26 protein-coding genes are annotated in these 23,713 nt (G+C 63.7%); 16 read left to right on the top strand and 10 right to left on the bottom strand.

Annotated elements, in window-relative coordinates; genetic code table 11:
* The first annotated feature begins 164 nt into the window (after positions 1-164).
* The 8 genes from gshB (at position 165) to PO883_RS17855 (ending at position 7,471) form a co-directional block, all read left to right on the top strand.
* Entirely contained in the window at positions 165-1,112 is a 948-nt protein-coding gene (gshB, locus tag PO883_RS17890) for a glutathione synthase (protein WP_289310969.1), read from the top strand.
* Positions 1,113-1,124: 12 nt separating this feature from the next.
* On the top strand, positions 1,125-1,532 hold the full coding sequence (locus PO883_RS17885; protein ID WP_289310968.1) for a PTS sugar transporter subunit IIA: 408 nt from the start codon (positions 1,125-1,127) through the stop codon (positions 1,530-1,532).
* 71 nt (positions 1,533-1,603) lie between these two features.
* A complete protein-coding gene (locus tag PO883_RS17880) occupies positions 1,604-1,873 on the top strand; it encodes an HPr family phosphocarrier protein (protein ID WP_166882345.1) in 270 nt (89 codons plus the stop codon).
* Between the two features lie 32 nt (positions 1,874-1,905).
* Entirely contained in the window at positions 1,906-3,657 is a 1,752-nt protein-coding gene (gene ptsP / locus PO883_RS17875) for a phosphoenolpyruvate--protein phosphotransferase (RefSeq protein WP_289310971.1), read from the top strand.
* Between the two features lie 146 nt (positions 3,658-3,803).
* Entirely contained in the window at positions 3,804-4,958 is a 1,155-nt protein-coding gene (locus PO883_RS17870; protein WP_289310967.1) for a homoserine O-acetyltransferase, read from the top strand.
* The gene (gene metW / locus PO883_RS17865) at positions 4,955-5,572 is read left to right on the top strand and encodes a methionine biosynthesis protein MetW (protein WP_289310966.1); all 618 of its coding nucleotides are present in this window, start codon (positions 4,955-4,957) and stop codon (positions 5,570-5,572) included. The genes PO883_RS17870 and metW overlap by 4 nt, the downstream gene beginning before the upstream one ends.
* 84 nt (positions 5,573-5,656) lie before the next feature.
* Positions 5,657-6,562 carry a M48 family metallopeptidase gene (locus PO883_RS17860; RefSeq protein WP_289310965.1) on the top strand — a complete coding sequence of 302 codons (906 nt, stop codon included), beginning with the start codon at positions 5,657-5,659 and terminating at the stop codon, positions 6,560-6,562.
* Positions 6,563-7,471 carry an RluA family pseudouridine synthase gene (locus tag PO883_RS17855; RefSeq protein WP_289310964.1) on the top strand — a complete coding sequence of 303 codons (909 nt, stop codon included), beginning with the start codon at positions 6,563-6,565 and terminating at the stop codon, positions 7,469-7,471. It begins immediately after the preceding gene.
* A gap of 123 nt (positions 7,472-7,594) precedes the next feature.
* Here PO883_RS17855 and PO883_RS17850 read toward each other — a convergent pair whose 3' ends face one another.
* A complete protein-coding gene (locus PO883_RS17850) occupies positions 7,595-8,008 on the bottom strand; it encodes a VOC family protein (RefSeq protein WP_289310963.1) in 414 nt (137 codons plus the stop codon).
* An 89-nt stretch (positions 8,009-8,097) separates the two neighbouring features.
* On the opposite strand from PO883_RS17850, the gene PO883_RS17845 reads away from it, so the two are divergent.
* Entirely contained in the window at positions 8,098-8,220 is a 123-nt protein-coding gene (locus PO883_RS17845; RefSeq protein WP_289310962.1) for a hypothetical protein, read from the top strand.
* A gap of 105 nt (positions 8,221-8,325) precedes the next feature.
* Here the strand turns inward: PO883_RS17845 and PO883_RS17840 are convergent, their stop codons facing one another.
* On the bottom strand, positions 8,326-9,096 hold the full coding sequence (locus PO883_RS17840; RefSeq protein ID WP_289310961.1) for an exodeoxyribonuclease III: 771 nt from the start codon (positions 9,094-9,096) through the stop codon (positions 8,326-8,328).
* 67 nt (positions 9,097-9,163) lie between these two features.
* Here PO883_RS17840 and pyrE point away from each other — a divergent pair, with 67 nt between their 5' ends.
* Positions 9,164-9,826 (top strand): orotate phosphoribosyltransferase, encoded by a 663-nt coding sequence (gene pyrE, locus PO883_RS17835; protein WP_289310960.1) that lies wholly within the window; start codon positions 9,164-9,166, stop codon positions 9,824-9,826.
* A 37-nt stretch (positions 9,827-9,863) separates the two neighbouring features.
* Here pyrE and PO883_RS17830 read toward each other — a convergent pair whose 3' ends face one another.
* The 6 genes from PO883_RS17830 to gatC form a co-directional block, all read right to left on the bottom strand.
* The gene (locus PO883_RS17830; protein WP_289310959.1) at positions 9,864-10,304 is read right to left on the bottom strand and encodes a hypothetical protein; all 441 of its coding nucleotides are present in this window, start codon (positions 10,302-10,304) and stop codon (positions 9,864-9,866) included.
* Positions 10,301-10,693 carry a hypothetical protein gene (locus PO883_RS17825; protein WP_289310958.1) on the bottom strand — a complete coding sequence of 131 codons (393 nt, stop codon included), beginning with the start codon at positions 10,691-10,693 and terminating at the stop codon, positions 10,301-10,303. Before PO883_RS17825 ends, PO883_RS17830 begins: the two co-directional genes overlap by 4 nt.
* Positions 10,694-10,771: 78 nt before the next feature.
* Complete coding sequence (locus PO883_RS17820; RefSeq protein WP_289310957.1) at positions 10,772-11,314, bottom strand: endonuclease V; 543 nt, start codon at positions 11,312-11,314, stop codon at positions 10,772-10,774.
* Between the two features lie 125 nt (positions 11,315-11,439).
* Positions 11,440-12,900, bottom strand: coding sequence for an Asp-tRNA(Asn)/Glu-tRNA(Gln) amidotransferase subunit GatB (gene gatB / locus PO883_RS17815; protein WP_289310956.1), 1,461 nt, complete (start codon positions 12,898-12,900; stop codon positions 11,440-11,442).
* Between the two features lie 56 nt (positions 12,901-12,956).
* Positions 12,957-14,432: an Asp-tRNA(Asn)/Glu-tRNA(Gln) amidotransferase subunit GatA gene (gatA, locus tag PO883_RS17810; protein ID WP_289310955.1), complete on the bottom strand. Its 1,476-nt coding sequence runs from the start codon at positions 14,430-14,432 to the stop codon at positions 12,957-12,959.
* Between the two features lie 88 nt (positions 14,433-14,520).
* Positions 14,521-14,823 carry an Asp-tRNA(Asn)/Glu-tRNA(Gln) amidotransferase subunit GatC gene (gene gatC / locus PO883_RS17805; RefSeq protein WP_167089594.1) on the bottom strand — a complete coding sequence of 101 codons (303 nt, stop codon included), beginning with the start codon at positions 14,821-14,823 and terminating at the stop codon, positions 14,521-14,523.
* Positions 14,824-15,150: 327 nt separating this feature from the next.
* Here gatC and PO883_RS17800 point away from each other — a divergent pair, with 327 nt between their 5' ends.
* The 6 genes from PO883_RS17800 to PO883_RS17775 all read left to right on the top strand — a co-directional run bounded on the left by PO883_RS17800 (position 15,151) and on the right by PO883_RS17775 (position 22,172).
* Positions 15,151-16,194 (top strand): rod shape-determining protein, encoded by a 1,044-nt coding sequence (locus tag PO883_RS17800; protein ID WP_099874231.1) that lies wholly within the window; start codon positions 15,151-15,153, stop codon positions 16,192-16,194.
* Between the two features lie 192 nt (positions 16,195-16,386).
* Positions 16,387-17,493 (top strand): rod shape-determining protein MreC, encoded by a 1,107-nt coding sequence (gene mreC, locus PO883_RS17795; protein ID WP_289310954.1) that lies wholly within the window; start codon positions 16,387-16,389, stop codon positions 17,491-17,493.
* Positions 17,490-18,002: a rod shape-determining protein MreD gene (gene mreD, locus PO883_RS17790; RefSeq protein ID WP_289310953.1), complete on the top strand. Its 513-nt coding sequence runs from the start codon at positions 17,490-17,492 to the stop codon at positions 18,000-18,002. Before mreC ends, mreD begins: the two co-directional genes overlap by 4 nt.
* Positions 18,003-18,017: 15 nt before the next feature.
* Complete coding sequence (mrdA, locus tag PO883_RS17785) at positions 18,018-20,000, top strand: penicillin-binding protein 2 (protein ID WP_289310952.1); 1,983 nt, start codon at positions 18,018-18,020, stop codon at positions 19,998-20,000.
* A gap of 5 nt (positions 20,001-20,005) precedes the next feature.
* On the top strand, positions 20,006-21,118 hold the full coding sequence (gene rodA / locus PO883_RS17780) for a rod shape-determining protein RodA (RefSeq protein WP_167089602.1): 1,113 nt from the start codon (positions 20,006-20,008) through the stop codon (positions 21,116-21,118).
* A 13-nt stretch (positions 21,119-21,131) separates the two neighbouring features.
* Positions 21,132-22,172, top strand: coding sequence for a septal ring lytic transglycosylase RlpA family protein (locus PO883_RS17775; RefSeq protein WP_289310951.1), 1,041 nt, complete (start codon positions 21,132-21,134; stop codon positions 22,170-22,172).
* Between the two features lie 21 nt (positions 22,173-22,193).
* Here PO883_RS17775 and PO883_RS17770 read toward each other — a convergent pair whose 3' ends face one another.
* Positions 22,194-22,967 carry an SPOR domain-containing protein gene (locus PO883_RS17770; RefSeq protein ID WP_289310950.1) on the bottom strand — a complete coding sequence of 258 codons (774 nt, stop codon included), beginning with the start codon at positions 22,965-22,967 and terminating at the stop codon, positions 22,194-22,196.
* Complete coding sequence (locus tag PO883_RS17765) at positions 22,961-23,713, bottom strand: type III pantothenate kinase (RefSeq protein WP_289310949.1); 753 nt, start codon at positions 23,711-23,713, stop codon at positions 22,961-22,963. The genes PO883_RS17770 and PO883_RS17765 overlap by 7 nt, the downstream gene beginning before the upstream one ends.

Genomic DNA, 23,713 nt, shown 5'->3' with positions numbered 1-23,713 from the left:
CTGCAGTAAAAAATTGGGGGGAAGGCATGCGTTCCCCCCCAAGTTCCGTGCACCCGCCAAGGATACAACCGGAATTCCGTCCTCCAACACCCCATCCAGCCTCATCCCAAGCCAACATCGGCGTTTCCGGCTAAAATCAGTCATTACCCTCAATGGAATCGCCCATGAAAATCGCTTTCCTCGCCGATCCGCTGTCCGGCTTCAAGACGTACAAGGATTCGACCTTCGCCATGATGCGCGAGGCGGCCCGGCGCGGCCACGCGGTTTACGCCTTCGAGCAGCGCGACATGGCCCTGGAAGAGGGCGTGGTCAGCGCCGACATCGCCCAGATCACCCTGACCGGCGACGCCGGCGACTGGTACCGCGCCGCGCCCAAGGCGGCCATGCGCCTGTCCGAGTTCGACGCCGTCATCCAGCGCAAGGACCCGCCGTTCGACATGGAGTACGTGTACGGCACCTACCTGCTCGAACTGGCCGAACAACAGGGCGCGCGCATCTTCAACAAGCCGTCCGCGATCCGCGACCACAATGAAAAACTGGCCATCGCCCAGTTCACCGAATTCACCTCGCCCACCCTGGTCACGTCGGACGCGGCGCGCCTGCGCGCCTTCCACGCCAAGCACGGCGACGTGATCTTCAAACCGCTCGACGGCATGGGCGGGGCCGGCATCTTCCGCATCGGTGCCGACGGCATGAACCTGGGCTCGGTGATCGAAACGCTCACCTTCAATGGCGCCCAGACCATCATGGCGCAGCGCTACATCCCGGATATCGTCAAGGGCGACAAGCGCATCCTCGTCATCGATGGCAAGGCGGTGCCGTTCGCGCTGGCGCGCATCCCGCAGGGGACTGAAATTCGCGGCAACCTGGCCGCCGGCGGCATCGGCGTGGCCCAGCCCCTGACCGCGCACGATATCCACATCGCCGAATCGATCGGCCCCTTGCTGGCCGAGCGTGGCCTGTTACTGGTAGGATTGGACGTGATCGGCGACTTCCTCACCGAAGTCAACGTCACCAGCCCGACCTGCTTCCAGGAGATCAGCGACCAGGCAGGCTTCGACGTGGCGGCGATGTTCATCGATGCCGTCGAGCGGCGCAGCAAGGGAAAGTAAGGCAAACATATTATGGTAGGTATTCTGTTGATGACCCATGCACCGCTCGGGCAGGCCTTCGTGGCCGCGGTGGCGCACGTGTTCCGTGGCCCCACCGAGCGTTTCGAGGCGATCGACGTCACCGCCGACCAGGACCTGGCCGAGGTGCACGAGCTGGCGCGCGAAGCGATCTGCCGCCTCGACGACGGCGCCGGCGTGCTGGTGATCACCGACATCAAGGGCGGCACGCCGGCCAACTGCTGCAATTCGCTGGCCGATGCCGGACGCGTGGAAGTCATCGCCGGCATCAGCCTGCCGATGCTGCTGCGCGCGATCACCTACCGGCGCGACACGCTCGACGTGGTGGTGGAAATGGCGCTGGCCGGCGCGCAGAGCGGGGCGGTGCGGGTCGACAATCGTATCAGGGTAGGACCGGCGTAAAAAGCGATTGGGCGGTGGCTGCGGCCACCGGGTGTGCGAATGCAGGATCCGTGTGAAGAGACGACAAAAAAATGATTCAACAAGATCTGGAAATTATCAACAAGCTGGGTTTGCATGCGCGCGCCTCTGCCAAATTCACGCAGCTGGCCGCGAAATTTTCGAGCGATGTCTGGCTCACGCGTAACGCGCGCCGCATCAATGCCAAGTCGATCATGGGCGTGATGATGCTGGCGGCCGGGAAGGGCGCCAAGGTCACCCTGGAAGCCGATGGCGCCGATGAAAAGGAATGTGTCGAGGCGCTCACCGCGCTGATCAACGACAAATTCGGCGAAGGCGAGTAATGCCGGTCGGACGCACCTCCAGCAGCTTGTCCATGGCATCGTTCACGCTGCACGGCATTCCTGTGTCGCGCGGTATCTCGATCGGCCGCGCGCACCTGCTTACGCCCGCCGCGCTCGACGTCAAGCATTACCTGGTGGCCGAAGAACACCTGGAAGCGGAAGTGCGGCGCCTGCAGGATGCCCTGGCCGAAGTGCATCGCGGCCTGCAGGCGCTGTGGACCGACCTGCCCAAGGATGCGCCGACGGAGCTGGGCGCGTTCATCGACGTGCACGCGCTGATTTTGTCCGATCCGATGATTTCGGAAGCGCCGCTCGACATCATCCGCACGCGCCATTACAACGCCGAGTGGGCGCTGGTGACGCAGATCGATGAATTGTCGGCGCAGTTCGACGAGATCGAAGACCCGTACCTGCGCGAGCGCAAGGCCGACATCCAGCAGGTGGCCGAACGGGTGCTCAAGGTCTTGATGGGCACCGCCCAGCTGGCGCCGGCGCCGCTCACCGACGATCAATTCCAGCCGCAGATGATCGTCGTCGCGCACGACATCTCGCCGGCCGACATGCTGCAGTTCCGCGACCGCTCGTTCATCGGTTTCGTGACCGACGTGGGCGGGCAGAACTCGCACACGGCGATCGTGGCGCGCAGCCTCGATATCCCGGCGGCGGTGGGCATGTCGCAGGCCTCGCAGCTGATCGAGCAGGATGACTGGGTGATCATCGACGGCGATGCCGGGGTGGTGATCTGCAATCCGAGCACCCTGGTGCTGGAGCAATACCGGGCACGCCAGGCGGCCCAGCTCAAGGCACGCAAGAAGCTCTCGAAGTTGAAGAAAACCCCGGCGATCACGCGCGACGGCACCGTGATCACGCTGCTGGCCAACATCGAGCTGCCGGACGACTGCCCGCACGCGCTCGAATGCGGGGCCGAAGGCGTGGGCCTGTTCCGTTCCGAGTTCCTGTTCATGGGCCGCAGCGGGCAAGCGCACAAGATTCCGAGCGAGGACGAACAGTTCGAGCAGTACCGCAAGGCGGTGGTGGCGATGAAGGGGCGGCCGGTGACGATCCGCACGCTCGACATCGGCGCCGACAAGCCACTCGACCAGACCGAGCACACCGCGCTCAATCCGGCGCTGGGGCTGCGCGCGATCCGCTATTGCCTGGCCGAGCCGCAGCTGTTCCTGACGCAGTTGCGCGCGATCTTGCGCGCGTCCGCGTTCGGCAAGGTGCGCTTGCTGATCCCGATGCTGTCGCACGTGTTCGAGATCGACCAGTGCCTGGCGATGGTGGAACAGGCCAAGGCGCAACTGCGCGAGGCGGGGCAGAAGTACGATGTGGCGATCGACGTTGGCGCGATGATCGAGATTCCGGCGGCGGCGCTGGCGCTGCCGATGTTCGTCAAGCGCATGAACTTCCTGTCGATCGGCACCAACGACCTGATTCAGTACACCCTGGCGATCGACCGGGTCGATTACGAAGTGGCGCACTTGTACGATCCGCTGCACCCGGCGATCTTGCAGCTGATCGCGATGACCATCATGGCCGGCAAAAAAGCGGGAATCGACGTGGCGGTGTGCGGCGAGATGGCGGGCGATGTGAAGTTGACGCGCCTGTTGCTGGGCATGGGGCTGCGCGAGTTCTCGATGCATCCGGCGCAGCTGCTGTCGGTCAAGCAGGAGATCTTGAATTGCGACCTGACCACCATCACGCCGCACACGCGCAAGATTTTACGCACCACCGAGCCGCATGCGATTGTGGAGGCGGTGCAGCAGTTGCAGGTGATTTGATTTGCTGTGTTTAGCTTTTCCTCAGCGTAGCGGCGCAGCGCTTTGTCTACCTCTAACCTAATAGCCGTCATTCCCGCGCCAAGTACCGCCTTGGCGCGGGGACGACGGCGTTTCGGGCTTCGGCTTTAACAATTTTTTCGAATCTCATGTCATCCATTGGAATAGTCTCCCCGCAAGCGATGCGCTTTGCCGAACCGCTGCGGTTGCAGGGCGGTGGTGCGCTGGCCGAGTACACCCTGGTGTACGAAACCTACGGCACCCTCAACGCCGATAAATCTAACGCGGTGCTGGTCTGCCACGCCCTGAACGCCTCGCACCACGTGGCCGGCACCTACGAGGGCGACCCGAAAAACACCGGCTGGTGGAACAATATGGTCGGTCCGGGCAAACCGCTCGACACCGACCGCTTTTTCGTCATCGGCGTCAACAACCTCGGCTCCTGCTTCGGCTCCACCGGCCCGATGCACCTGAACCCGGCCACCGGCAAACCCTACGGCGCCTCCTTCCCGGTGGTGACGGTGGAAGACTGGGTCGCCGCGCAGGCGCGCCTGGCCGACGCCCTCGGCATCGCGCAGTTCGCCGCCGTGATGGGCGGCTCGCTGGGCGGCATGCAGGCGCTCGCGTGGAGCATCATGTTCCCCGACCGCCTGCGCCACTGCGTCGTCATCGCCTCCACCCCCAAGCTGTCGGCGCAAAACATCGCCTTCAACGACGTGGCGCGCCAGGCCATCCTGTCGGACCCGGATTACCACGGCGGCGACTTCTATGCGCACGGCGTGGTGCCCAAGAACGGCCTGCGCGTGGCGCGCATGGTCGGTCACATCACCTACCTGTCGAACGATGACATGGCCGAGAAATTCGGCCGTAAACTGCGTAACGCCGCCGAGAGCAACGACTACAAATTCGACTTCGGCATCGACTTCGAGATCGAGTCCTATCTGCGCTACCAGGGCGACAAATTCTCGGAATACTTCGACGCCAATACCTACCTCCTGATCACCAAGGCGCTCGACTACTTCGACCCGGCGCGCGAATTCGGCGGCTTGCTCAAGCGCGCGCTGGCCGGCACCAAGGCCGACTTCTTCGTCGCCTCGTTCACCACCGACTGGCGCTTTTCGCCCGAGCGCTCGCGCGAGATCGTCGAGGCGCTGGTGTGCAACCGGCGCCGCGTGACCTACGCCGAAATCGACGCCCCGCACGGCCACGATGCCTTCCTGCTGGAGGACGAGCGTTACATGAGCATGGTGCGCGCTTACTATCAGCGCATCTGGGAAGCCATGCCGGTGAAAGGGCAAGCATGAATTTTGAAGACCTCTCCAGCCTGCGTCCCGACCTGGCGTTCATCGCGCACTGGGTGCCGCAGCAGTCGCACGTGCTCGACGTGGGTTGCGGCGACGGCGCCATGCTGCGCTATCTCCAGAGCGGCAAGGGCTGCACCGGCTACGGCATCGAAATCGCCGACGGCTCGCTGCTGGCCAGCGCGCGGCGCGGCATCAACGTGATTCAGCAAGACATGGAAAAAGGCCTGGGCCTGTTCGGCGATAATTCCTTCGACACGGTGCTGTGCCTGTCGTCGCTGCAGATGATGCAGCACGTCGAGGCGCTGCTGCGCGATATCGTGCGGGTCGGCGCCGAGGCGATTGTCTCCTTCCCCAATTTCGCCTACTGGCCGCACCGCGTGGCGCTGCTCAAGGGCCGCATGCCGGTATCGAAGTCGCTGCCCTACCAGTGGTACGATACCCCCAATGTGCGCTGCGCCACGATTTACGATTTCGAGGAACTTGCGGAAGAATGCGGCCTCGAAGTACTGGAGCGGGTCGCGCTGGCCGACGGCAAGCCGGTTTCCTTCCTGCCCAACCTGCGCGGCAGCCTGGCCGTGTTCCGCCTGCGCAAAAAAAACCAAGCGGCGGCGTGAGCATGGCCGTCAGCCTTATCGTGTGCGACTTTCCGGGATTTCCTGCGATGATGATGTTATTAAATACACAGCAGGAATTGAAACATGCATAAGATTAAACCCCTTCTCCTTGCCCTGAGCTTGGGCGCCTGCACGCTCCTGGCCGGGGCCCAGCCCTTGCCGGCCCCGATCAAAGGCAAGGCGGCCGCGGTGCAGGATGGCATCCAGGTGCGGCCGATGCCGCGCTACCGCGTGCTGGCCTCGGCCGAGAGAATGGATCAGCAGGCGGCGCAGCAATATACGCAGCTGATGGGCCAGGCCCAGCAAAAGGGTGCGCTGGTGCCGGACGACCATCCGCAGGTGGTGCGCCTGCGCACCATCGCCAAACGCATCATTCCGTACGCCGCGCGCTGGAATCCGGAAGCCGCCAAATGGAAATGGCAGGTCAATCTGCTCTCGTCCAAGCAAATTAACGCCTTTTGCATGCCGGGTGGACGCATCGCGTTTTTCAGCGGCATCCTCACCACCCTGAACCTGAGCGACGATGAAGTGGCCGCCATCATGGGCCACGAAATTTCGCATGCCCTGCGCGAACACGGGCGCGAGCAGATGGTCAAGTCGACCGCGACCAACGTCGGCGCCCGGGTGGGCGGCGCGGTGCTCGCCGCGGTGCTCGGCATCGATCCCGGCATTACCGATACGGTGGCCCAGTATGGCGCGCAGTTCGCCTCGCTCAAATTCTCGCGCGACGATGAACGCGAAGCAGACCTGATCGGCCTGGACCTGGCCGCGCGCGCCGGTTACGACCCGCGCGCCGGCATCATCCTGTGGCAAAAAATGGCGGCGGCGGGCGGCGGGGCGCCGCCGGCGTGGCTCTCGACCCACCCGGGCGGCAAGGAACGCATCCGCCAGATGGAAGAGCACATGAACGTGCTGTTGCCGCTGTATGCGCGCAGCCAGAACACCGCGGTCGCGCAATTGCCGCCGTACCGTAGCAGCGCGTCCAGGTAAATGGGACGCCAGGCCGACGCCAATGCAGTTGTTCCGTTGCCGGTCCGCGATGGCGTCGCGCCCAGTTATTTATGGCTGGACGATAAGCCGCTTGACGGCGCGCTGGCATTTCTCACGAGCCATTTCGCCGACGTGGGCGAGGCTGTCTGGCGCGACCGCATGGCGCGCGGCGAGGTGGTCGACGGCAGCGGCGCGGTGCTCGGCCCCGACAGCGTGCTGCGGCGCGGCATGCGCATCTGGTATTACCGCGAGCTCGATGCCGAGACCCCGATTCCATTCGAGGAAGACATCCTGTTCCGCGACGACCATCTGCTGGTGGTCGACAAGCCGCATTTCTTGCCGATGACGCCGGGCGGGCGCTTCCTGCATGAAACTTTGCTGGTACGGCTGAAGAGCAAGACCGGCCTGGCCCAGCTGACCCCGATTCACCGGCTCGACCGCGAAACGGCCGGGGTGGTGATTTTTTCGCACCAGGAAGCGAGCCGTGGCGCCTACCAGTCGCTGTTCCAGAAACGCAGCGTGCACAAGGTGTACGAAGCGCTGGCCGCGCCCTTGCCCGAGCTCACCTTTCCGCTGGTGCACCGCAGCCGCATGGTCGAGGGAAACCCGTTTTTCCGTATGCAGGAAGTCGACGGCGAGCCGAATTCGGAAAGCGTGATCGATGTGATTGGCGCGCAGGGCGACGCCATGCTGTACCGCCTGCAACCGCATACGGGGCGCAAGCACCAGTTGCGGGTACACATGGCCGCGCTGGGCGCGCCGATCATCAACGACGCGTTTTATCCCGAGGCGCTGCCGTGCAAGGGCGACGATTTCGCCAACCCGCTCAAGCTGCTGGCGCGCAGCATCGGTTTCGACGACCCCTTGAGTGGCCAGGCGCGCCGTTTCGAGAGCCGGCGCACCCTGTAACTGTCGCGTTCGTAGCGCATTCGACGCCGGTTGTGGCGCGGCTTTATCGCGCCGGTTCTGCTTGCATGTAAATCCAGGCCGATGAACGCATCCCCGGCCATTCATGCGCAGGCTGTATGCGCGTCATTCTGGCTGGTGGCACACCGCTTCGATATTATTGCCTTCCGGGTCGATGATGAAGGCGCCATAGTAGTGAGCGTGATAATCCGGGCGCAGGCCTGGGGCACCATTGTCTTTTCCTCCGGCGCTGATTGCCGCGCGGTAAAAAGCATCCACTTGCGCGCGACTTTCGGCCCGCCACGCCAAGTGACAGCCGCTTGTCGCTGGCGGGCCCCCGTAGGGTGATGGGCCATCGATGAACCATACATCGGCCTTTTTGCCGTCGGGCTCAGAGGCGTCAGGGTAAGCAAACCCCACCATGTTCGCTCCGTAGTTGCCTTCAAAGCATACGCTGTAGCCCAGTGGTGCGAGAGCCGCGCTGTAAAACGCTTTAGCGCGGCCAATATCGTTCACGCGGAAAGTCATGTGATCAAGCATGGTGAGTCACTCCTGAGGTGGATTGATGGGGTTCGTCCTGCATACATCCACTGTATAGCTATACAGTGAATATTGCAAGAGACTTAAGCTTGTCCATTCCTCAAGTCCTGCGCTGCGCGTATGGCGAGCACGGGCAAGCCACGCTCCGCTTCCTGTGCAAGGTGATGGGCGTCAAGACCGATCCCGCATTTCCATTCCAGGGCAGGGCGTAGCGCGAGCGCGCCCCCTGCGCTCATGGGCGGTTGATTCGGGCCGAAAGCGGCGTCAGATGCAAGCGCCGCCAATCTGAAGCGCGGGCCGCCACAGCCAGCGCCGTTCTAGACGCGGTAATCGATGATCAGCGGTGCGTGATCCGAAAACCGCTCATCCTTGTAGATGGACACTTCCTTGGCCTGGGCGGCGATGCCGGGGGTTGCCACGTGATAATCGATGCGCCACCCGACGTTCTTGGCGTAGGCCTGGCCGCGGTTGCTCCACCAGGTGTATTGCTCCGGGCGCTTGTCGATGCCACGGTGCACGTCCACAAAGCCGACGTCATCGAACACGCGCGTCAGCCAGGCGCGCTCTTCCGGCAGGAATCCCGAATTCTTTTTGTTGCCCTTGAAGTTTTTCAGGTCGATTTCATTGTGCGCAATATTCCAGTCGCCGCAAATGACCACTTCGCGGCCTTCGGCGCGCAATTCGAGCAGGTGCGGCAGGAACAATTCCATGAAACGGAACTTGGCTTCCTGGCGTTCCGGCGACGAGGAACCGGACGGGCAGTAGACCGAAATGATGGTCAGGTTGCCGAAATCGCAGCGCACGTAGCGGCCTTCGGCATCGAATTCCGGGCTGCCGAAGCCGATGCGCACGGCGTCCGGCTTGGTGCGGCTGTAGATACCGGTGCCGGAGTAGCCTTTTTTCTCGGCGTAATGGAAATGGCCGTGATAGCCGCCCGGCGTCAGGAATTCCTCGGTCATGTCGGGCAACTGCGCCTTGAGCTCCTGGACGCAGACAAAATCGGCGGTCTGGGTGGCCATCCAGTTGAAAAAGCCCTTCTTGTAAGCGGAGCGGATCCCGTTCAGGTTCGCGGAAATAATTTTTGGCATGGTTCCAGGGGGTGTGGAGGGTGGCGTAAAATAGCGCCACTTTTCTATATGAACAAATGAGGTCGTCGTGAATAATTTGCGCCAACAGTTTATCGCGTTTTCGGTGTCGGCGGGCGTGTTGCGCTTCGGCGAGTTCAGCACCAAGGCTGGCCGCCTGTCGCCGTATTTCTTCAATGCCGGCCTGTTCCATGACGGCGCCACCCTGGCCCAGCTGGCGCAGTTTTACGCGCAGACCCTGATCGATTCGGGGATCGAGTTCGACATGCTGTTCGGGCCGGCATACAAGGGCATCACCCTGGCGTCCGCCACGGCGGTGGCGCTGGCGGGCAAGGGGCACAACACCTCGTTCGCCTACAACCGCAAGGAAGCCAAGGACCATGGCGAGGGCGGCACCATTGTCGGCGCCAAGCTGGCGGGCAAGGTCGTGATCATCGACGACGTGATTTCGGCGGGTACGTCGGTGCGCGAATCGGTCGAGATGATCCGCGCCGCTGGCGCCGAGCCGTGCGCCGTGCTGATCGCGCTCGACCGCATGGAGCGTTCGGGCAAGGATGGCGAGTTGTCGCCGAGTTCGGCGGTGCAGCAGGTCAGCCAGGAGTTCAATATTCCAGTGGTGTCGATCGGGAACCTGGAGGATTTGTTCACCTACCTGAACGCGGCCGGGGCCGATCCGGAGATGGCGCAGTTCAAGGATGCGGTGTCGGCGTACCGGACGCGCTACGGGGTGTAAAGCGTGCGGGCGGCCCGCAGCGCCCTGAGTGCCTTCGTCAGACGGGCTGGTCGGCAGCCCGCTCGCGCTCGGGCGGTGCCGCTTCCGCCGTGCGCCTCTTGCAGGTGAAAATATAGCCGCGCTCGAATTCCTTATCGAAATAGCGACTGTATTTCATTTTCACCATGCCGTGCTCGACGTCATAATCGTCCAGGATGTCATCGAGTTCGTCGTCGTCGGTGTCGATGATGCTGACGTGCGCAATCATCATCCGTTCGGAATTGCTGCACACGGCATAGTATTTATCGACGATATAGCCGATCGCCGCAGGTCCATGGTCACGATCGGCCCAGTGCGCGGAAACGGTAAGTTCCCATGCTGGCTCTCGCCCGCCCCAAGGCAAAAGCATGGCGAAAAAGGTCAGCTCTCCTTTTTCTTCGGAAATCTCGCGTTCAATTACCGCCAGTTTGTTCAATAAAACCTTCAATTCCTCTTTCATATATTCCTCACTAGAAACGATGCTGAGGCGAGCCTGGCACGGACTTCTTTAGGCACAGCCCCGGATGGCCGATACCTTTCTTCTGGTGACCATTTACTGACATTCGACCAGTGGGCGTTATATTTGGTTCGCACTTTTTCCTGGCAACCGGTCAGGTCGAGCAGTATTTCAAGATCGTGCGTGCGAAGTGATGTCAAGCCTTCGAACTCTTTGCGCGATTCGGGATACCCATTCCAACGCAAGTTGACGCAAATTCTTGCTTTCAGAATCAGTTCGACGGCATACCCGCTCAGGTAGGCTGCCCCGTCGAACTGTTGTGCGATCAGGAGAGCGGTGGCCTCGTGCAGACGCGTGCGAGAGAGCTTTTCGAGTTCAGCGATGGTGAGCATGATGGGTGGCCGGGAGGATAGGCTCCAACTAGTCTGACCGGGAAAAACGAACGCTTCCCTGCGCATTCTCAATCGCGCTCAGCTCTGCGGTAAATCCTGCTCAGTACCGGCCGAACCCGCCAGTGCCTGCTCGCGGCAAATCCGGTCGACCGTTTTCAGCAGCACCGGCATGCGGTGCGGCCCGTGCATGGCAGCGATGTGTTCCTTGGCCTCTGCCAGCTCAAGCCCGATGCAGGTGATAAACAGTGGCTTGATGCTGTCGCCGCGCAGCAGTTTGTAGTCGTCGCCGATGCCGGCATACGCCGTTTTCGCCACGCCGATGACCCTGGTCTTGCCGTCCAGCGCATCGTAAAGGTGCTTGCCCAAGCCCGCGTGTGAATGTCCGTCGAGGAACACGAAGCCGTCGATGACGATGAGCTCGGGAAGCTGGTCGAGTTCCCCCAGCAGGGCCAGGATGCACGGCAGCTCGCGCTTGTAGAATTCCCCCGGAACATACTCGCCGACGCCGGCCTGCTGTTTGCTGACCGTCGCCACTGGCGCCACGTCATCCCAGCGCGCGAACAGCAAGCCGGCGGCGTAGCCGCAATCGGCATCGTATTGCACGTCGACTGCTAATATCATCGGGCATTTCTCCTTGGGGAAAACCATGCCGGCCGTCAATATCGCTCAACCGGGGTCTGACCCCGGTTGAGTAACATTGACGGCCGGCATGGATGCGAGCGATGTCGCAGAGCCTGGGGCGGGTATCAGCCTGCCAGTTTCTTCTTGAGCAGTTCGGTCAGCTCGGCCGGGTTGGCCTTGCCTTTCGATGCCTTCATGGCCTGGCCGATCAGCGCGTTGATGGCCGCTTCCTTGCCGGCACGGTATTGCTCGACCGATTTGGCGTTGGCTGCCAGCACGTCGTCGACAATTTTTTCCAGTGCGCCGCTGTCGGAGATGGTCACCAGGTCTTTTTCCTTGATGACGACATCGGCGATGTTTTCATCGTTCGACCTGGCTTCCCACATGCCCGCAAACACTTCCTTGGCGCTCTTGTTGGAAATCGTGCCGTCGGCGATGCGCTTGATCATCACTGCCAGTTGCGACGCTTCCACCGGCGAATCGGCGATGTCGACGTTTTCGCGGTTCAGGGTCGAGGCCACGTCGCCCATCAGCCAGTTGGCCACGGTCTTGGCTTGCTCTTTGCCGGTATTGGCGACCACGGCCTCGAAGTACGCCGCCATCTCTTTCGACGAGGTCAGGAACAGGCTGTCGTACTCCGGCAAGCCGTAGTCACCCGCGAAGCGGGCGCGCATGGCGGCCGGCAGTTCCGGCATGTCGGCCTTGACGCGCGCGATCCACTCATCGGAAATGAGTAGCGGCGGCAAGTCCGGATCGGGGAAGTAGCGGTAATCCTGGGCGTCTTCCTTCAGGCGCATCACCGTGGTTTTCTTGGCTTCCGGATCCCACAGCACCGTCGCTTGCTGCACTTTGCCGCCATCTTCGATCAGCTCGATCTGGCGCCGTACTTCATACGCGATCGCTTCTTCCATGAAACGGAAGGAGTTCAGGTTCTTGATCTCGCAGCGCGTGCCCAGTTCGGTCGTGCCAACCGGACGCACCGAGACGTTGACGTCGCAGCGGAACGAGCCTTCCTGCATGTTGCCGTCGCACACACCCAGCCACACGACCAGGGTATGCAGCGCCTTGGCATACGCCACCGCTTCGGCCGCGCTGCGCATTTCCGGCTCGGAGACGATTTCCAGCAGCGGCGTGCCGGCGCGGTTCAGGTCGATGCCGGTCATGCCGGCGTAGTCTTCGTGCAGCGACTTGCCGGCGTCTTCTTCCAGGTGGGCGCGGGTCAGGTTGACGGTCTTGGTCTGGAACTGGCCATCTTTTTCAAAGCCGAAGGTGATCTTGCCGCCGATGACGACCGGATCGGCGAACTGGCTGATCTGGTAGCCCTTGGGCAAATCCGGGTAAAAGTAGTTCTTGCGCGCGAACACCGATTCCGCTGCCACCTTGGCGTCGACCGCCAGGCCGAAGCGGATCGCGCGTTCGACCGCGCCGCGGTTCATCACCGGCAGCACGCCCGGCAACGCCAGGTCGACCGGGCTGGCCTGGGTGTTCGGCTCGGCGCCGAACTGAATCGAACTGCCGCTGAAAATCTTGGAGTTGGTCGTGAGCTGCACGTGGTTCTCAAGACCGATGACGACTTCCCATTGCATAGTGTTCTCTTTTCTTGTCAGGTTGCCGGTGCGCACGCGGTGCGCACCCGGCGAAATCAGATGCCGGCCGGCGCGCGGGTGTGCCAGTCGGTGGCCAACTGGTACTGGTGGGCAATATTGAGCAGCTTGGCTTCGGCAAAGTAATTGCCGATGATTTGCAGGCCCACCGGGCGCTTGCTGTTTTTCTCGCCCTGGCCGAAGCCGCACGGCACCGACATGCCGGGCAAGCCGGCCAGGCTGGTCGACAGGGTAAAGATGTCGGCCAGGTAGTTGGCCACCGGGTCGTTGGTCTTGTCGCCCAGGTCCCAGGCGACGGTCGGCGCGACCGGGCCCATGATGACGTCGCAGGTCTTGCCCAGCGCGGCCTGGAAGTCGTCGGCGATCAGGCGCCGGATCTTCTGGGCTTGCAGGTAGTAGGCGTCATAGTAGCCGTGGCACAGCACATAGGTGCCGACCAGGATGCGGCGCTGCACTTCCGGGCCGAAGCCTTCGGCGCGCGACTTGCGGTACATCTCTTCCAGGTCCTTGTACTCGCTGGCGCGGTGGCCGTAGCGCACGCCATCGAAGCGCGACAGGTTGGACGAGGCTTCGGCCGGGGCGATGATGTAGTAAACCGGGATCGACAGTGCCGTCTTCGGCAGCGAAATGTCAACCAGGGTCGCGCCCAGTTTCACAAATTCGTCGAGCGCGGCGCGCACCGCCTGTTCGACGTCGGCCGCCAGGCCTTCGCCGAAGTATTCTTTTGGCAAACCGATGCGCAAGCCCTTGAGGGGCGCGTTCAGGTCGCGCGTGAAGTCTTCGCGCACATTGCCCTGTTCGGCGCTCAGGCTGGTCGAGTCGCGCGGGTCGAAGCCGACCATCTCGTTCAGTAACATGGCGCAGTCTTCGGCGCTCTGGGCGATCGGGCCGCCCTGGTCGAGCGAGGAGGCGAAGGCGATCATGCCGAAGCGCGATACGCGGCCATAGGTCGGCTTGATGCCGGTGACGCCGCAAAACGCGGCCGGCTGGCGGATCGAGCCGCCGGTATCGGTGGCGGTGGCGGCCGGCGCCAGGCGCGCCGCAATCGCCGCGGCCGAGCCGCCCGAGGAGCCGCCCGGCACGGCCAGGGTGTCCCACGGATTCTTGACGGCGCCGAAGGCCGAGTTTTCGTTCGACGAGCCCATCGCGAATTCGTCGCAATTGAGCTTGCCCAGGGTGACCATGCCGGCGTGCCTGAATTTGTCGACCACGGTGGCGTCGAAGGGACTGGTGTAGTTGCCCAGCATCTTGGAGCCGGCGGTCGAGCGCCAGCCCTTGGTGACGAAAATATCCTTGTGCGCGATCGGAATGCCGGCCAGCGGACCGGCATTGCCGGACGCCAGAAGCAGATCGGCAGCTTTGGCTTGTTCAAGCGACAAGGCTTCGTCGACGTGCAGGAAGGCGTTCAGGTCGCTTGCCTTGGCGCGTTGCAGGAAGTGGGTGGTCAGCTCGGTGGCTGAAACCTGTTTCGCGTGCAGGAGCGCGGACAGCTGTTGAAGGGTGTTTGTATGCATGGCGGGTGCTCGGCTGACGTAATTGCTCGGTTTGCTCGGTAAACGGTGGCGCGCACGGCGCCGCCCGGACGAAGAGGGGGGGCGACCGTTATTCGATCACTTGCGGCACCAGATACAGGCCGTCCTGGGTCTTCGGCGCCGGCGCCTGGTAGGCTTCACGGGCGTTTTCCTCGGTCACGACATCGTCGCGCAGGCGCAGCGGCAGCTTGCCCAGGATGGCGGCCAGCGGGTGCGACAGCGGCTCCACGCCGCGCGTGTCGACGTCCTTCATCTGCTCGGCCAGGGCGAAAATGCCGTTCAATTCCACCAGGGCGGTCGCGGCGTGTGCCTCGTCCATCTCGAGCTGGGCCAGTTTGGCGATACGTACAACTTCTGAAAGTGTCAGGGACATGGAATTTGCGCGGCGCGGGCCGCGTTCAAAATAGTGTGGACGAATAGTGAAGTTTCGATAACAGAGCGCTAAAGCCGATAAAAGCTTCCTAAAGGCCCTGATTTCACAGGGGGAATAGGCGCGCAAAACACCGGTTTTTCAGCATTTAACGCGCAAATTATAAGGTAGAATGGCGGGCTAATGCGTTGTCGGCGCCGAATAGGAGTGGCCGCAGCATGCAAACGGCCGTGCCGGTGCGGGAAGGTAGCGCGCGGCGGCTGTTTATTTCGTAGCGTTTTTCTACTCATTTTAATGCTTACGCGCAGCCCGTTGCGCATCAGGACACTCATGTTTGGTTTTTTACGCAGCTACTTTTCCAGCGATCTGGCCATTGACCTCGGTACGGCGAACACCTTGATTTATGTACGTGGCGAAGGCATCGTCCTGGACGAACCCTCCGTTGTTGCGATCCGCCAGGAAGGCGGCCCGAACGGCAAGAAAACGATCCAGGCGGTCGGCAAACAGGCAAAGCAAATGCTCGGCAAGGTTCCGGGCAATATCGAGGCGATCCGCCCGATGAAAGACGGCGTGATCGCCGACTTCACCGTCACCGAACAGATGCTCAAGCAGTTCATCCGCATGGTGCACAACACCAAGGTATTCCGTCCTTCCCCCCGTATCATCATTTGCGTTCCCTGCGGTTCCACCCAGGTCGAGCGGCGCGCGATCCGCGAATCGGCGCTCGGCGCCGGCGCCTCCCAAGTGTACCTGATCGAAGAACCGATGGCCGCGGCCATCGGCGCCGGCCTGCCGGTGTCGGAAGCGACCGGCTCGATGGTGGTCGACATCGGCGGCGGCACCACCGAAGTGGGCATCATTTCGCTGGGCGGCATGGTCTACAAGGGTTCGGTACGGGTGGGCGGCGACAAGTTCGACGAAGCCATCGTCAACTACATCCGCCGCAACTACGGCATGCTGATCGGCGAACAGACGGCCGAAGCCATCAAGAAGGCCATCGGTTCGGCCTTCCCCGGTTCGGAAGTGAAGGAAATGGAAGTCAAGGGCCGCAACCTGTCCGAAGGCATCCCGCGTTCGTTTACCATCTCGTCCAACGAGATCCTCGAAGCGCTGACCGACCCGCTCAACAACATCGTCTCGGCCGTCAAGAACGCGCTTGAGCAGACCCCGCCGGAACTGGGCGCCGACATTGCCGAAAAAGGCATGATGCTCACCGGCGGCGGCGCCCTGCTGCGCGATCTCGACCGCCTGCTGATGGAAGAAACCGGCCTGCCGGTGCTGGTGGCCGAAGACCCGCTGACCTGCGTGGTGCGCGGCTCCGGCATGGCGCTCGAGCGGATGGACAAACTCGGCTCGATCTTCTCGTACGAGTAAGCCCGGGCGCGCCGCTCAGGCGAGCCGCGTGTGCGCGCTTGCACTGCCGGCGCGGCCGGCGTACCGTTCAGATCTGCGGCTTGCAATGCGTTGTACAACCAGGGACAGACCCGGTCGGACAATGCATGCAAGCCGCAGGTCTGACCCCCGTGCCGCAGCGGGACAGGCTCTTAGCACCGATTATTGGATTTCATGGAATACAGTCCTCCGCCACTCTTCAAGCAAGGCGCCCCTGCCCGGGTCAAGGTGACGGTGTTCGCGTTTATTTCGATCGTCCTGCTGATGGTCGATGCCCGCATCCATGCGCTGGCAACGGTGCGCCAGGTGGCCGGCACCATCCTCTATCCGCTGCAAATGGCGGCCCTGATGCCGCGCGACGCGCTGGCCGAGATGGGCAGCTATTTCTCTTCCATTTCCTCGCTCAAGCAGGAAGTGCGCGACCTCAAGATCGCCCAGGTCGCCGTCGCCGAAAAACTCCAGCAAGCCCAGCTCCAGAGCGCCGAAAACGCCCAGTTGCGCAAACTGATGGGCGCGCGCGAGCATGTGCCGGTCAAGACCATGCTCAGCGAGATCCTGTACGACGCGCGCAACAGTTCCACCCGCAAGATCGTGCTCGACCGCGGCACCCAGCAAGGCGTGGCGCTCGGCCAGCCGGTGATCGATAACGCCGGCGTGGTCGGCCAGGTCACGCGCGTATTCCCGTTCACCGCCGAAGTGACGCTGCTGACCGACCGCGAACAGGCCATTCCCGTGCAGGTGCTCAGAAATGGCTTGCGCAGCGTGGCCTACGGGCGCGGCCAGTCCGGCACGCTCGACCTGCGCTTCGTGGCGCCGAACGCCGACATCCAGGTCGGCGACGTGCTCATTACCTCGGGCATGGACGGGGTCTACCCGGCCGGCCTGGCCGTGGCCAAGGTCACCAAGGTCGAGAACAGCGCCGCCGGCGCCTTTGGCGGCGTGGTGTGCCAGCCGCTGGCCGGCATCGACCGCAACCGCCATGTGCTGATCCTGACCACGCTGCCGCAAGTACCGGCCCGCCCGCCTGAAGAGCCGCCGGTGCCGTCCAAGAAGCACCTTCCCAAGATGGCACCGATCAAAGAGGGGGCTGTCCCGATTGCCGCCGACGCGCCGAAAGTGCCGGCGCCGGTGGCGCCGGCCGCCAAGACCCCGGCCACGCCGGCCCGCGCGCCGGCACCGGCGCTTCCCGCGCCAGCCGGCGCGGCGCGCCCGGTGAGCGCCGCGGCCGTGCCGGCACCGGCCACACCCGCGCCCGCACCCGCACCCAAGGAAGACCGATGAACCGCCCGCACTACATCCTGCTGCCCGTCAGTCCGCTGTTCATTACCTTCAGCCTGACCTGCGCCTTCATGCTCAATCTGCTGCCCTGGGGGCACTGGATCGGCGCGCCCGACTTCGTGGCGCTGGTCCTGGTCTTCTGGGGCATCCACCAGCCGCGCAAGGTCGGCATCGGCGTCGCCTTTTTCATGGGCCTGCTGATGGACGTGCACGACGCGACCCTGCTCGGCGAGAACGCGCTGGCCTATACGCTGCTATCCTACCTGGCCATCATGATTCACCGGCGCGTGCTGTGGTTTCCGGTGCTGACCCAGGCGCTGCACGTGTTTCCGCTGCTGCTCGCCACCCAGGCCATCCAGGTCATCGTGCGCGTGGTCGTCTCGGGCAAATTCCCCGGCTGGATGTACTTCATCGAGAGCGTGGTGGGCATCGCACTGTGGCCCGTGATTACCTGGATGCTGCTCGCGCCGCAGCGGCGCGCCGTCGACCGCGACCATACGCGCCCGATCTGATGGTGCGGCTGCGTCATGACTGAAATAACCAATAACGACCGCGAAATCCATCTGTTTCGCCTGCGCGTGGCGGCGCTGATCGCGCTCGTCTTGGTCTGCTTCGGCGCGCTGGCGGCGCGTCTGGTGTACCTGCAGGTGGTCAAGCACGACGATTTTGCGGCGCTGGCCGAAGACAACCGCATCGCCATCGTGCCGATCGTGCCCAACCGCGGCCTGATCGTCGACCGCAAGGGCGTGGTCCTGGCGCGCAACTACTCTGCCTACACGCTCGAAATCACCCAATCCAAGCTGCGCGCAACGCTCGATTCGGTGATCGACGAATTGTCGACGCTGATCGAGATCGAGCCCAAGGACCGCAAGCGCTTCAAGACCCTGCTGGCCGAATCGAAAAATTTCGAGAGCGTGCCGCTGCGCACCCGCCTGACCGACGACGAAGTGGCGCGCTTCGCCGCCCAGCGCTTCCGTTTTCCCGGGGTCGAGGTGCAGGCGCGCCTGTTCCGCCAGTACCCGCTGGGTGAAACCGCCTCGCACGTGATCGGCTATATCGGCCGCATCAACCAGAAGGAAGCCAAGGAACTCGAAGAGCGGCCCGACAAGGCGAACTACAACGGCACCGACCATATCGGCAAGGAAGGGCTGGAAAAGAGCTACGAAGCGCAGCTGCACGGGCGCACCGGCTACCAGAAGATCATCCGCACCGCCAGCGGGCGCGCGGTCAGCATCCTGTCGCGCACGGAAGCGACCGCCGGCAGCAACCTGATTCTGTCGATCGACATCGAACTGCAAAAGATCATCGAGGAAGCCTTCGGCGAGTACCGCGGCGCGCTGGTCGCCATCGAACCGGAGACGGGCGACATCCTGGCCTACGTGTCGCGTCCCGGGTTCGATCCGAACCTGTTCGTCGACGGCATCGACACCCAGAGCTGGAACGAACTCAATACCTCGCTCGACCGCCCGCTGATGAACCGCCCGCTGCAGGGCACCTATCCGCCCGGATCGACCTTCAAGCCGTTCATGGCGCTGGCCGCGCTGGAACTGGGCAAGCGCACCCAGAACCACACGATTTCCGACGCCGGCTATTTCACCCTGGGCGGCCACACCTGGAAGGATGACAAGGTGGGCGGGCACGGCATGGTCAGCCTGACCGATTCGATCATCGTCTCGTGCAATACCTACTATTACCAGCTCGGCAACGATCTCGGCATCGATGCGATCCACGACTTCATGAAACCGTTCGGTTTCGGCCAGAAGACCGGGATCGACCTGGAGAACGAAAAAATTGGCGTGCTGCCGTCGAAAGACTGGAAGCGGGCGCGCTTCGCCAAAAACAAATTGATGCAGACCTGGGTCGGCGGCGACACCGTCAATATCGCCATCGGGCAGGGCTTCAACAGCTTCACCATCCTGCAGCTGTCGCACGCAGTGGCCAACCTGGCCAACAACGGCGTGGTCATGAAGCCGCACCTGGTCAAGATTGTCGAAGACAGCAGCACGCGCGCGCGCGCCCTGACGGTGCCGAAGGAAAGCGCGCGCATCCGGCTAAGCCAGGGCAACATCGATTTCATCAAGCGCGCCATGGTCGGGGTGTCCGAGCGCGGCACCGGCAAGACCGCGTTTGCCAACGCCGGCTACATCGCCGCCGGCAAGACCGGCACCTCGCAAGCGGTCGGCCTGCGCCGCGGCGAAAAATACAACGCCAAGAACGTCAACGAGCGCCTGCGCGACAATTCGCTGTACATCACTTTCGCGCCGGCCGACAAGCCGCGCATCGCAGTGGCGCTGATCGTCGAAAACGCCGGTTTCGGCGGGGCGGTGGCGGCGCCGATCGCGCGCAAGGCGCTCGACTACTACCTGCTGGGCAAGCGCCCGGCGGGCAAGGATGGCACCAAGGTGCCCAAGGAAGACGTGGAACTGCTGCCGCTGGAAGAACTGAAGACCGATTCGGCCACCGAAATGCCATACAAGCCGGGCGCCGAAACGCCGGCACCGAAGGAGTGACGGCCATGCGCATCAACGAACGGCGCTCGCTGTGGCGGCGCGTCAAGCCTTACCTGCTGGTGTTCGACGCGCCGCTGGCCATGGTCATCTTCCTGCTGCTCGGTACCAGCCTGGTGACGATGTACTCGGCCGGCGCCGACTTCCCCGGCCGCGTCGAAGGCCAGCTGCGCAACATGATGATCGCCTTCCTGGTCATGTGGCTGGCGGCCCAGGTGCCGCCGCAAACGCTGATGCGGCTCGCCGTGCCGATCTACACGGTCGGCGTGACCTTGCTGGTGGCGGTGTTCATGTTTGGCGTGATCAAGAAAGGCGCGCGCCGCTGGCTGCACATCGGCTTCGACATCCAGCCGTCCGAGATCATGAAAATCGCCATGCCGCTGATGCTGGCCTGGTACTTCCACCAGAAGGCCGGCTTGGTGCGCTGGCACTCCTTCCTCATCGCCACCGTGCTGCTGGCGGTGCCGGTGGGCCTGATCCAGCTGCAGCCCGACCTGGGCACCTCGCTGCTGGTGCTCGCATCCGGCTTTTATGTGATCTTCCTGGCCGGGCTGTCGTGGAAGGCGCTGCTTGGCCTGTTCGTGGCCGGTGCCGGCAGCCTGCCGGTGGCCTGGTCGCTGATGCACGACTACCAGCGCGAACGGGTGCTCACCCTGATCGATCCGAATGCCGACCCGCTGGGCAAGGGCTTCCACATCATCCAGTCGACCATCGCGATCGGCTCGGGCGGGATCAGCGGCAAGGGCTGGATGAAGGGCACCCAGGCCCACCTCGAATTCATCCCCGAGCGCACCACCGACTTCATTTTCTCGGTCTTTTCGGAGGAATTCGGGCTGATGGGCTTTCTCGGCTTGCTGCTCCTGTACCTGCTGCTGATCGGGCGCGGCCTGATGATCGCCGCCAATGCGCCGACCCTGTTCACGCGCCTGCTGGCCGGCGCGATCACGATGATCTTCTTTACCTACGCCTTTGTGAACATGAGCATGGTCAGCGGCATCCTGCCGGTGGTGGGCGTGCCGCTGCCGTTCATGAGCTATGGCGGGACCGCTTTTGTGACCCTCGGACTCGGTGCAGGTATACTCATGAGTATCCAGCGGCACCGCAAGCTGGTGCAAACCTGATCCCGGAGACACGATGGCGGTAACACGAACGCTTCCACCTTCCATTGCGCTGTGCGCACTGGCCTTATTACTGACTGCCTGCGGTACCGATTCGGAAGGCCACCGGCGCATGCTGCCGATGCCGGCCCCGGGTACGCCGGCGGCCAAGCATGGCGACATCGGCCACGACTTGCCGCGCATGCCGCGCGCCGGTTCCGGGCGCGGCGGCTACTACCAGGACGATGGCCCGGGCGACAATCCGCCGCCCAACCTGCGCGACGTGCCGGACGCCGTGGTCAAGGACGAACCGTATGCGCGCTACGCCAACCGGCCCTACGTGGTGTTCGGCAAGACCTACACGCCGATGCTCAACGAGCAGGCCTTCAAGCAGCGCGGGGTGGGCAGCTGGTACGGCAAGAAATTCCATGGCCAGCGCACCTCGTCGGGGGAACTGTACGACATGTACAAGATGACGGCCGCCCATCCGACCCTGCCGATTCCCTCGTACGCGCGCATCACCAGCCTCGATAACGGCAAGCAGGTGGTGGTGCGGATCAACGACCGCGGGCCGTTCCATTCGAGCCGCGTGGTCGACGTGTCGTACACGGCCGCGCTCAAACTCGGCCTGCTCGGCAAGGGCAGCCACATGGTGGAGGTGGAACGGCTGCTGCCCAACGCGCAGGAGCGCATCGCCACCATCCGGCGCATGACGCCCGAGCCGGAAGGGGAAGTGAGCACGATGGCGGTGGACATGCCGCCGCCGGGCGAAAGCAGCGCAATCACGGTGACGGCCACCGCCTTGGCGCCGGCACCCGCGCCGGCGGCGGGCGCAGCGCCAGCTGCGGCACCGGGGTTTTATCTGCAGCTCGGTGCTTTTGCCCGCGCCGACAAGGCGGCCGACGTGCGCGCGCAGATCGCGGCCACGGGCGGGGCGCTGTCCGCCGTCGAAGTGGTGCAGGGCGGTGCGCTGCACCGCCTGTTCAGCGGCCCGTTCCCGAGCCGGGCCGACGCCATGCAGGCGCTGCGCGATTTGCCCTCGACCCTGCGCCTCAAACCCATCGTCGTGCAGCGCTGATCCGGCCCGGGGCCGCCAGCCTTATTTGCAGCTGCGCGTTTCCTGGCCCGGAAAGCGCGCCACGATCGCATCGACCTTGGCCTTGGCGGCCGGTTCCAGCGCGCGGAAGCGGTAAGCCATCTTGGTCGCCTGGCTGGTGCGTCCGCTCACCTTGGCGCCGACCACGCCCTGCTTGGTCAGCGTCGCCAGCAGGGTCTGGGCCGACGTCTCCGACTTGAACACGCCCAGCGAAATCGCATGCTTCATCGGGCTGTTGTCATTCATGATAAAGAAGCTGGTGATGCCGAGTTCCTTCAGTTCGGCGGCCTTGCGGTCGGCCGCTTCCTTGCTGCCGGCCGAAGGAATGAACACGATATGGCTGGTCACCTCGGGCACGGCGACGTTTTCGCGCGTCTGGCGCTGGCCCAGGGCCAGCGGCGCGAGCATGGCCTCGAAGCGGCGCGCATCGGCCTGCGCAAAATTGCCAACCGATGTGCAGGCAACCAGGTCCGGCTTCGGCTCCGGCTTGGGTTCCGGTTTGGGTTCCGGCTTCGGCTCGGCGGGCGCCGGCGCAGCCGGTTTGGCCATCACCAGCACCGGTGTCGGCGGCGCGACCACCGGCTCCGGGTCCGCGCCCGCTTCCGCGTCGGGCGCCGGCGGGCGGACGGCGACCAGCTTGATGTTCTCGGTGCCGAGCTGGTTGCGCATGCGGCCCGGCTCGCGCTCGTTTTCCCTGAAGTTGCCGAGCATGCCCTGGCCGAACGCGAACAGCACGGCATTGATGGCAAGGAGGGTCCAAAATATGAATTTCAACACGGGCTATCCTGGAGTGGCGAAGACGTGACGGTGGAATGAAGGCCGATCAGGACGATATTATCGACGATCCGGTGTTCGATCGGGAGCCTGAGCACGGGAGCAATGTACTGGGCCGCGCCGCCCGAGACGATGCAGGCGCTGGCGCCATGCAGCGCGCAGGCGCGTTCGATCGCGCCGGCCTGCGCCGCCAGGCAGCCGGACAGGATGGCGTCAGCGGTATTGTCGGCAAAGCCGGCCGGCAGGGTGGCGCCGGGCGCGACCTGGGGCAGCTGCGCCGTATTGCGCGCCAGCGAAGTGGCCATCAGGCCCAGGCCGGGCAGGATCATCCCGCCCAGGAACACGCCGTCGGCGCTGACCGCGTCGATGGTGGTGGCGGTGCCGCAGGTGGCGACGATGAGCGCCTGGCCGGGCGCCAGCGCGCGCGCGCCGAGCGCCGCGGCGAAACGGTCGCATCCGAGCTGGGACGGATTGCGGTAGGCGTTGCGCATGCCGGCCAGCTGCGCCGTCGATGCGAACCAGCTGATCGCGGTGGTCGGAATCATCAGTTGCAGCTGGTCGTGCAGCTTGCTGCCGGCGACGTTCGACACCAGCGCGCGCGTGACGCCGTGCCGGGCCCAGCTGGCCGGCAGGTGATTCAGGTCGGCGTGGGCCACGGCGCCGCTGGCGACCCAGGTGCCGGGCGCGGCGCCGTCCTCGGCCAGCGCCCATTTGATGCGCGTATTGCCGGCGTCGATCAGCAGCAGCAT

The organism is Massilia sp. DJPM01, from assembly GCF_030348125.1.
Classification (GTDB): Bacteria; Pseudomonadota; Gammaproteobacteria; order Burkholderiales; family Burkholderiaceae_D; genus Telluria_A; species Telluria_A frigida.
Note: the sequence above shows the minus strand (reverse complement) of the source record. Positions and strands in the feature narration are given on the sequence as shown.

What these genes read in the sequence shown, in the direction of transcription:
- gshB (WP_289310969.1), top strand. Translation starts at nt 165, where the DNA reads ATGAAAATCGCTTTCCTCGCCGATCCGCTGTCCGGCTTCAAGACGTAC.
- PO883_RS17885 (WP_289310968.1), top strand. Translation starts at nt 1,125, where the DNA reads ATGGTAGGTATTCTGTTGATGACCCATGCACCGCTCGGGCAGGCCTTC.
- PO883_RS17880 (WP_166882345.1), top strand. Translation starts at nt 1,604, where the DNA reads ATGATTCAACAAGATCTGGAAATTATCAACAAGCTGGGTTTGCATGCG.
- ptsP (WP_289310971.1), top strand. Translation starts at nt 1,906, where the DNA reads ATGGCATCGTTCACGCTGCACGGCATTCCTGTGTCGCGCGGTATCTCG.
- PO883_RS17870 (WP_289310967.1), top strand. Translation starts at nt 3,804, where the DNA reads ATGTCATCCATTGGAATAGTCTCCCCGCAAGCGATGCGCTTTGCCGAA.
- metW (WP_289310966.1), top strand. Translation starts at nt 4,955, where the DNA reads ATGAATTTTGAAGACCTCTCCAGCCTGCGTCCCGACCTGGCGTTCATC.
- PO883_RS17860 (WP_289310965.1), top strand. Translation starts at nt 5,657, where the DNA reads ATGCATAAGATTAAACCCCTTCTCCTTGCCCTGAGCTTGGGCGCCTGC.
- PO883_RS17855 (WP_289310964.1), top strand. Translation starts at nt 6,563, where the DNA reads ATGGGACGCCAGGCCGACGCCAATGCAGTTGTTCCGTTGCCGGTCCGC.
- PO883_RS17850 (WP_289310963.1), bottom strand. Translation starts at nt 8,008, where the DNA reads ATGCTTGATCACATGACTTTCCGCGTGAACGATATTGGCCGCGCTAAA.
- PO883_RS17840 (WP_289310961.1), bottom strand. Translation starts at nt 9,096, where the DNA reads ATGCCAAAAATTATTTCCGCGAACCTGAACGGGATCCGCTCCGCTTAC.
- PO883_RS17830 (WP_289310959.1), bottom strand. Translation starts at nt 10,304, where the DNA reads ATGAAAGAGGAATTGAAGGTTTTATTGAACAAACTGGCGGTAATTGAA.
- PO883_RS17825 (WP_289310958.1), bottom strand. Translation starts at nt 10,693, where the DNA reads ATGCTCACCATCGCTGAACTCGAAAAGCTCTCTCGCACGCGTCTGCAC.
- PO883_RS17820 (WP_289310957.1), bottom strand. Translation starts at nt 11,314, where the DNA reads ATGATATTAGCAGTCGACGTGCAATACGATGCCGATTGCGGCTACGCC.
- gatB (WP_289310956.1), bottom strand. Translation starts at nt 12,900, where the DNA reads ATGCAATGGGAAGTCGTCATCGGTCTTGAGAACCACGTGCAGCTCACG.
- gatA (WP_289310955.1), bottom strand. Translation starts at nt 14,432, where the DNA reads ATGCATACAAACACCCTTCAACAGCTGTCCGCGCTCCTGCACGCGAAA.
- gatC (WP_167089594.1), bottom strand. Translation starts at nt 14,823, where the DNA reads ATGTCCCTGACACTTTCAGAAGTTGTACGTATCGCCAAACTGGCCCAG.
- PO883_RS17800 (WP_099874231.1), top strand. Translation starts at nt 15,151, where the DNA reads ATGTTTGGTTTTTTACGCAGCTACTTTTCCAGCGATCTGGCCATTGAC.
- mreC (WP_289310954.1), top strand. Translation starts at nt 16,387, where the DNA reads ATGGAATACAGTCCTCCGCCACTCTTCAAGCAAGGCGCCCCTGCCCGG.
- mreD (WP_289310953.1), top strand. Translation starts at nt 17,490, where the DNA reads ATGAACCGCCCGCACTACATCCTGCTGCCCGTCAGTCCGCTGTTCATT.
- mrdA (WP_289310952.1), top strand. Translation starts at nt 18,018, where the DNA reads ATGACTGAAATAACCAATAACGACCGCGAAATCCATCTGTTTCGCCTG.
- rodA (WP_167089602.1), top strand. Translation starts at nt 20,006, where the DNA reads ATGCGCATCAACGAACGGCGCTCGCTGTGGCGGCGCGTCAAGCCTTAC.
- PO883_RS17775 (WP_289310951.1), top strand. Translation starts at nt 21,132, where the DNA reads ATGGCGGTAACACGAACGCTTCCACCTTCCATTGCGCTGTGCGCACTG.
- PO883_RS17765 (WP_289310949.1), bottom strand. Translation starts at nt 23,713, where the DNA reads ATGCTGCTGCTGATCGACGCCGGCAATACGCGCATCAAATGGGCGCTG.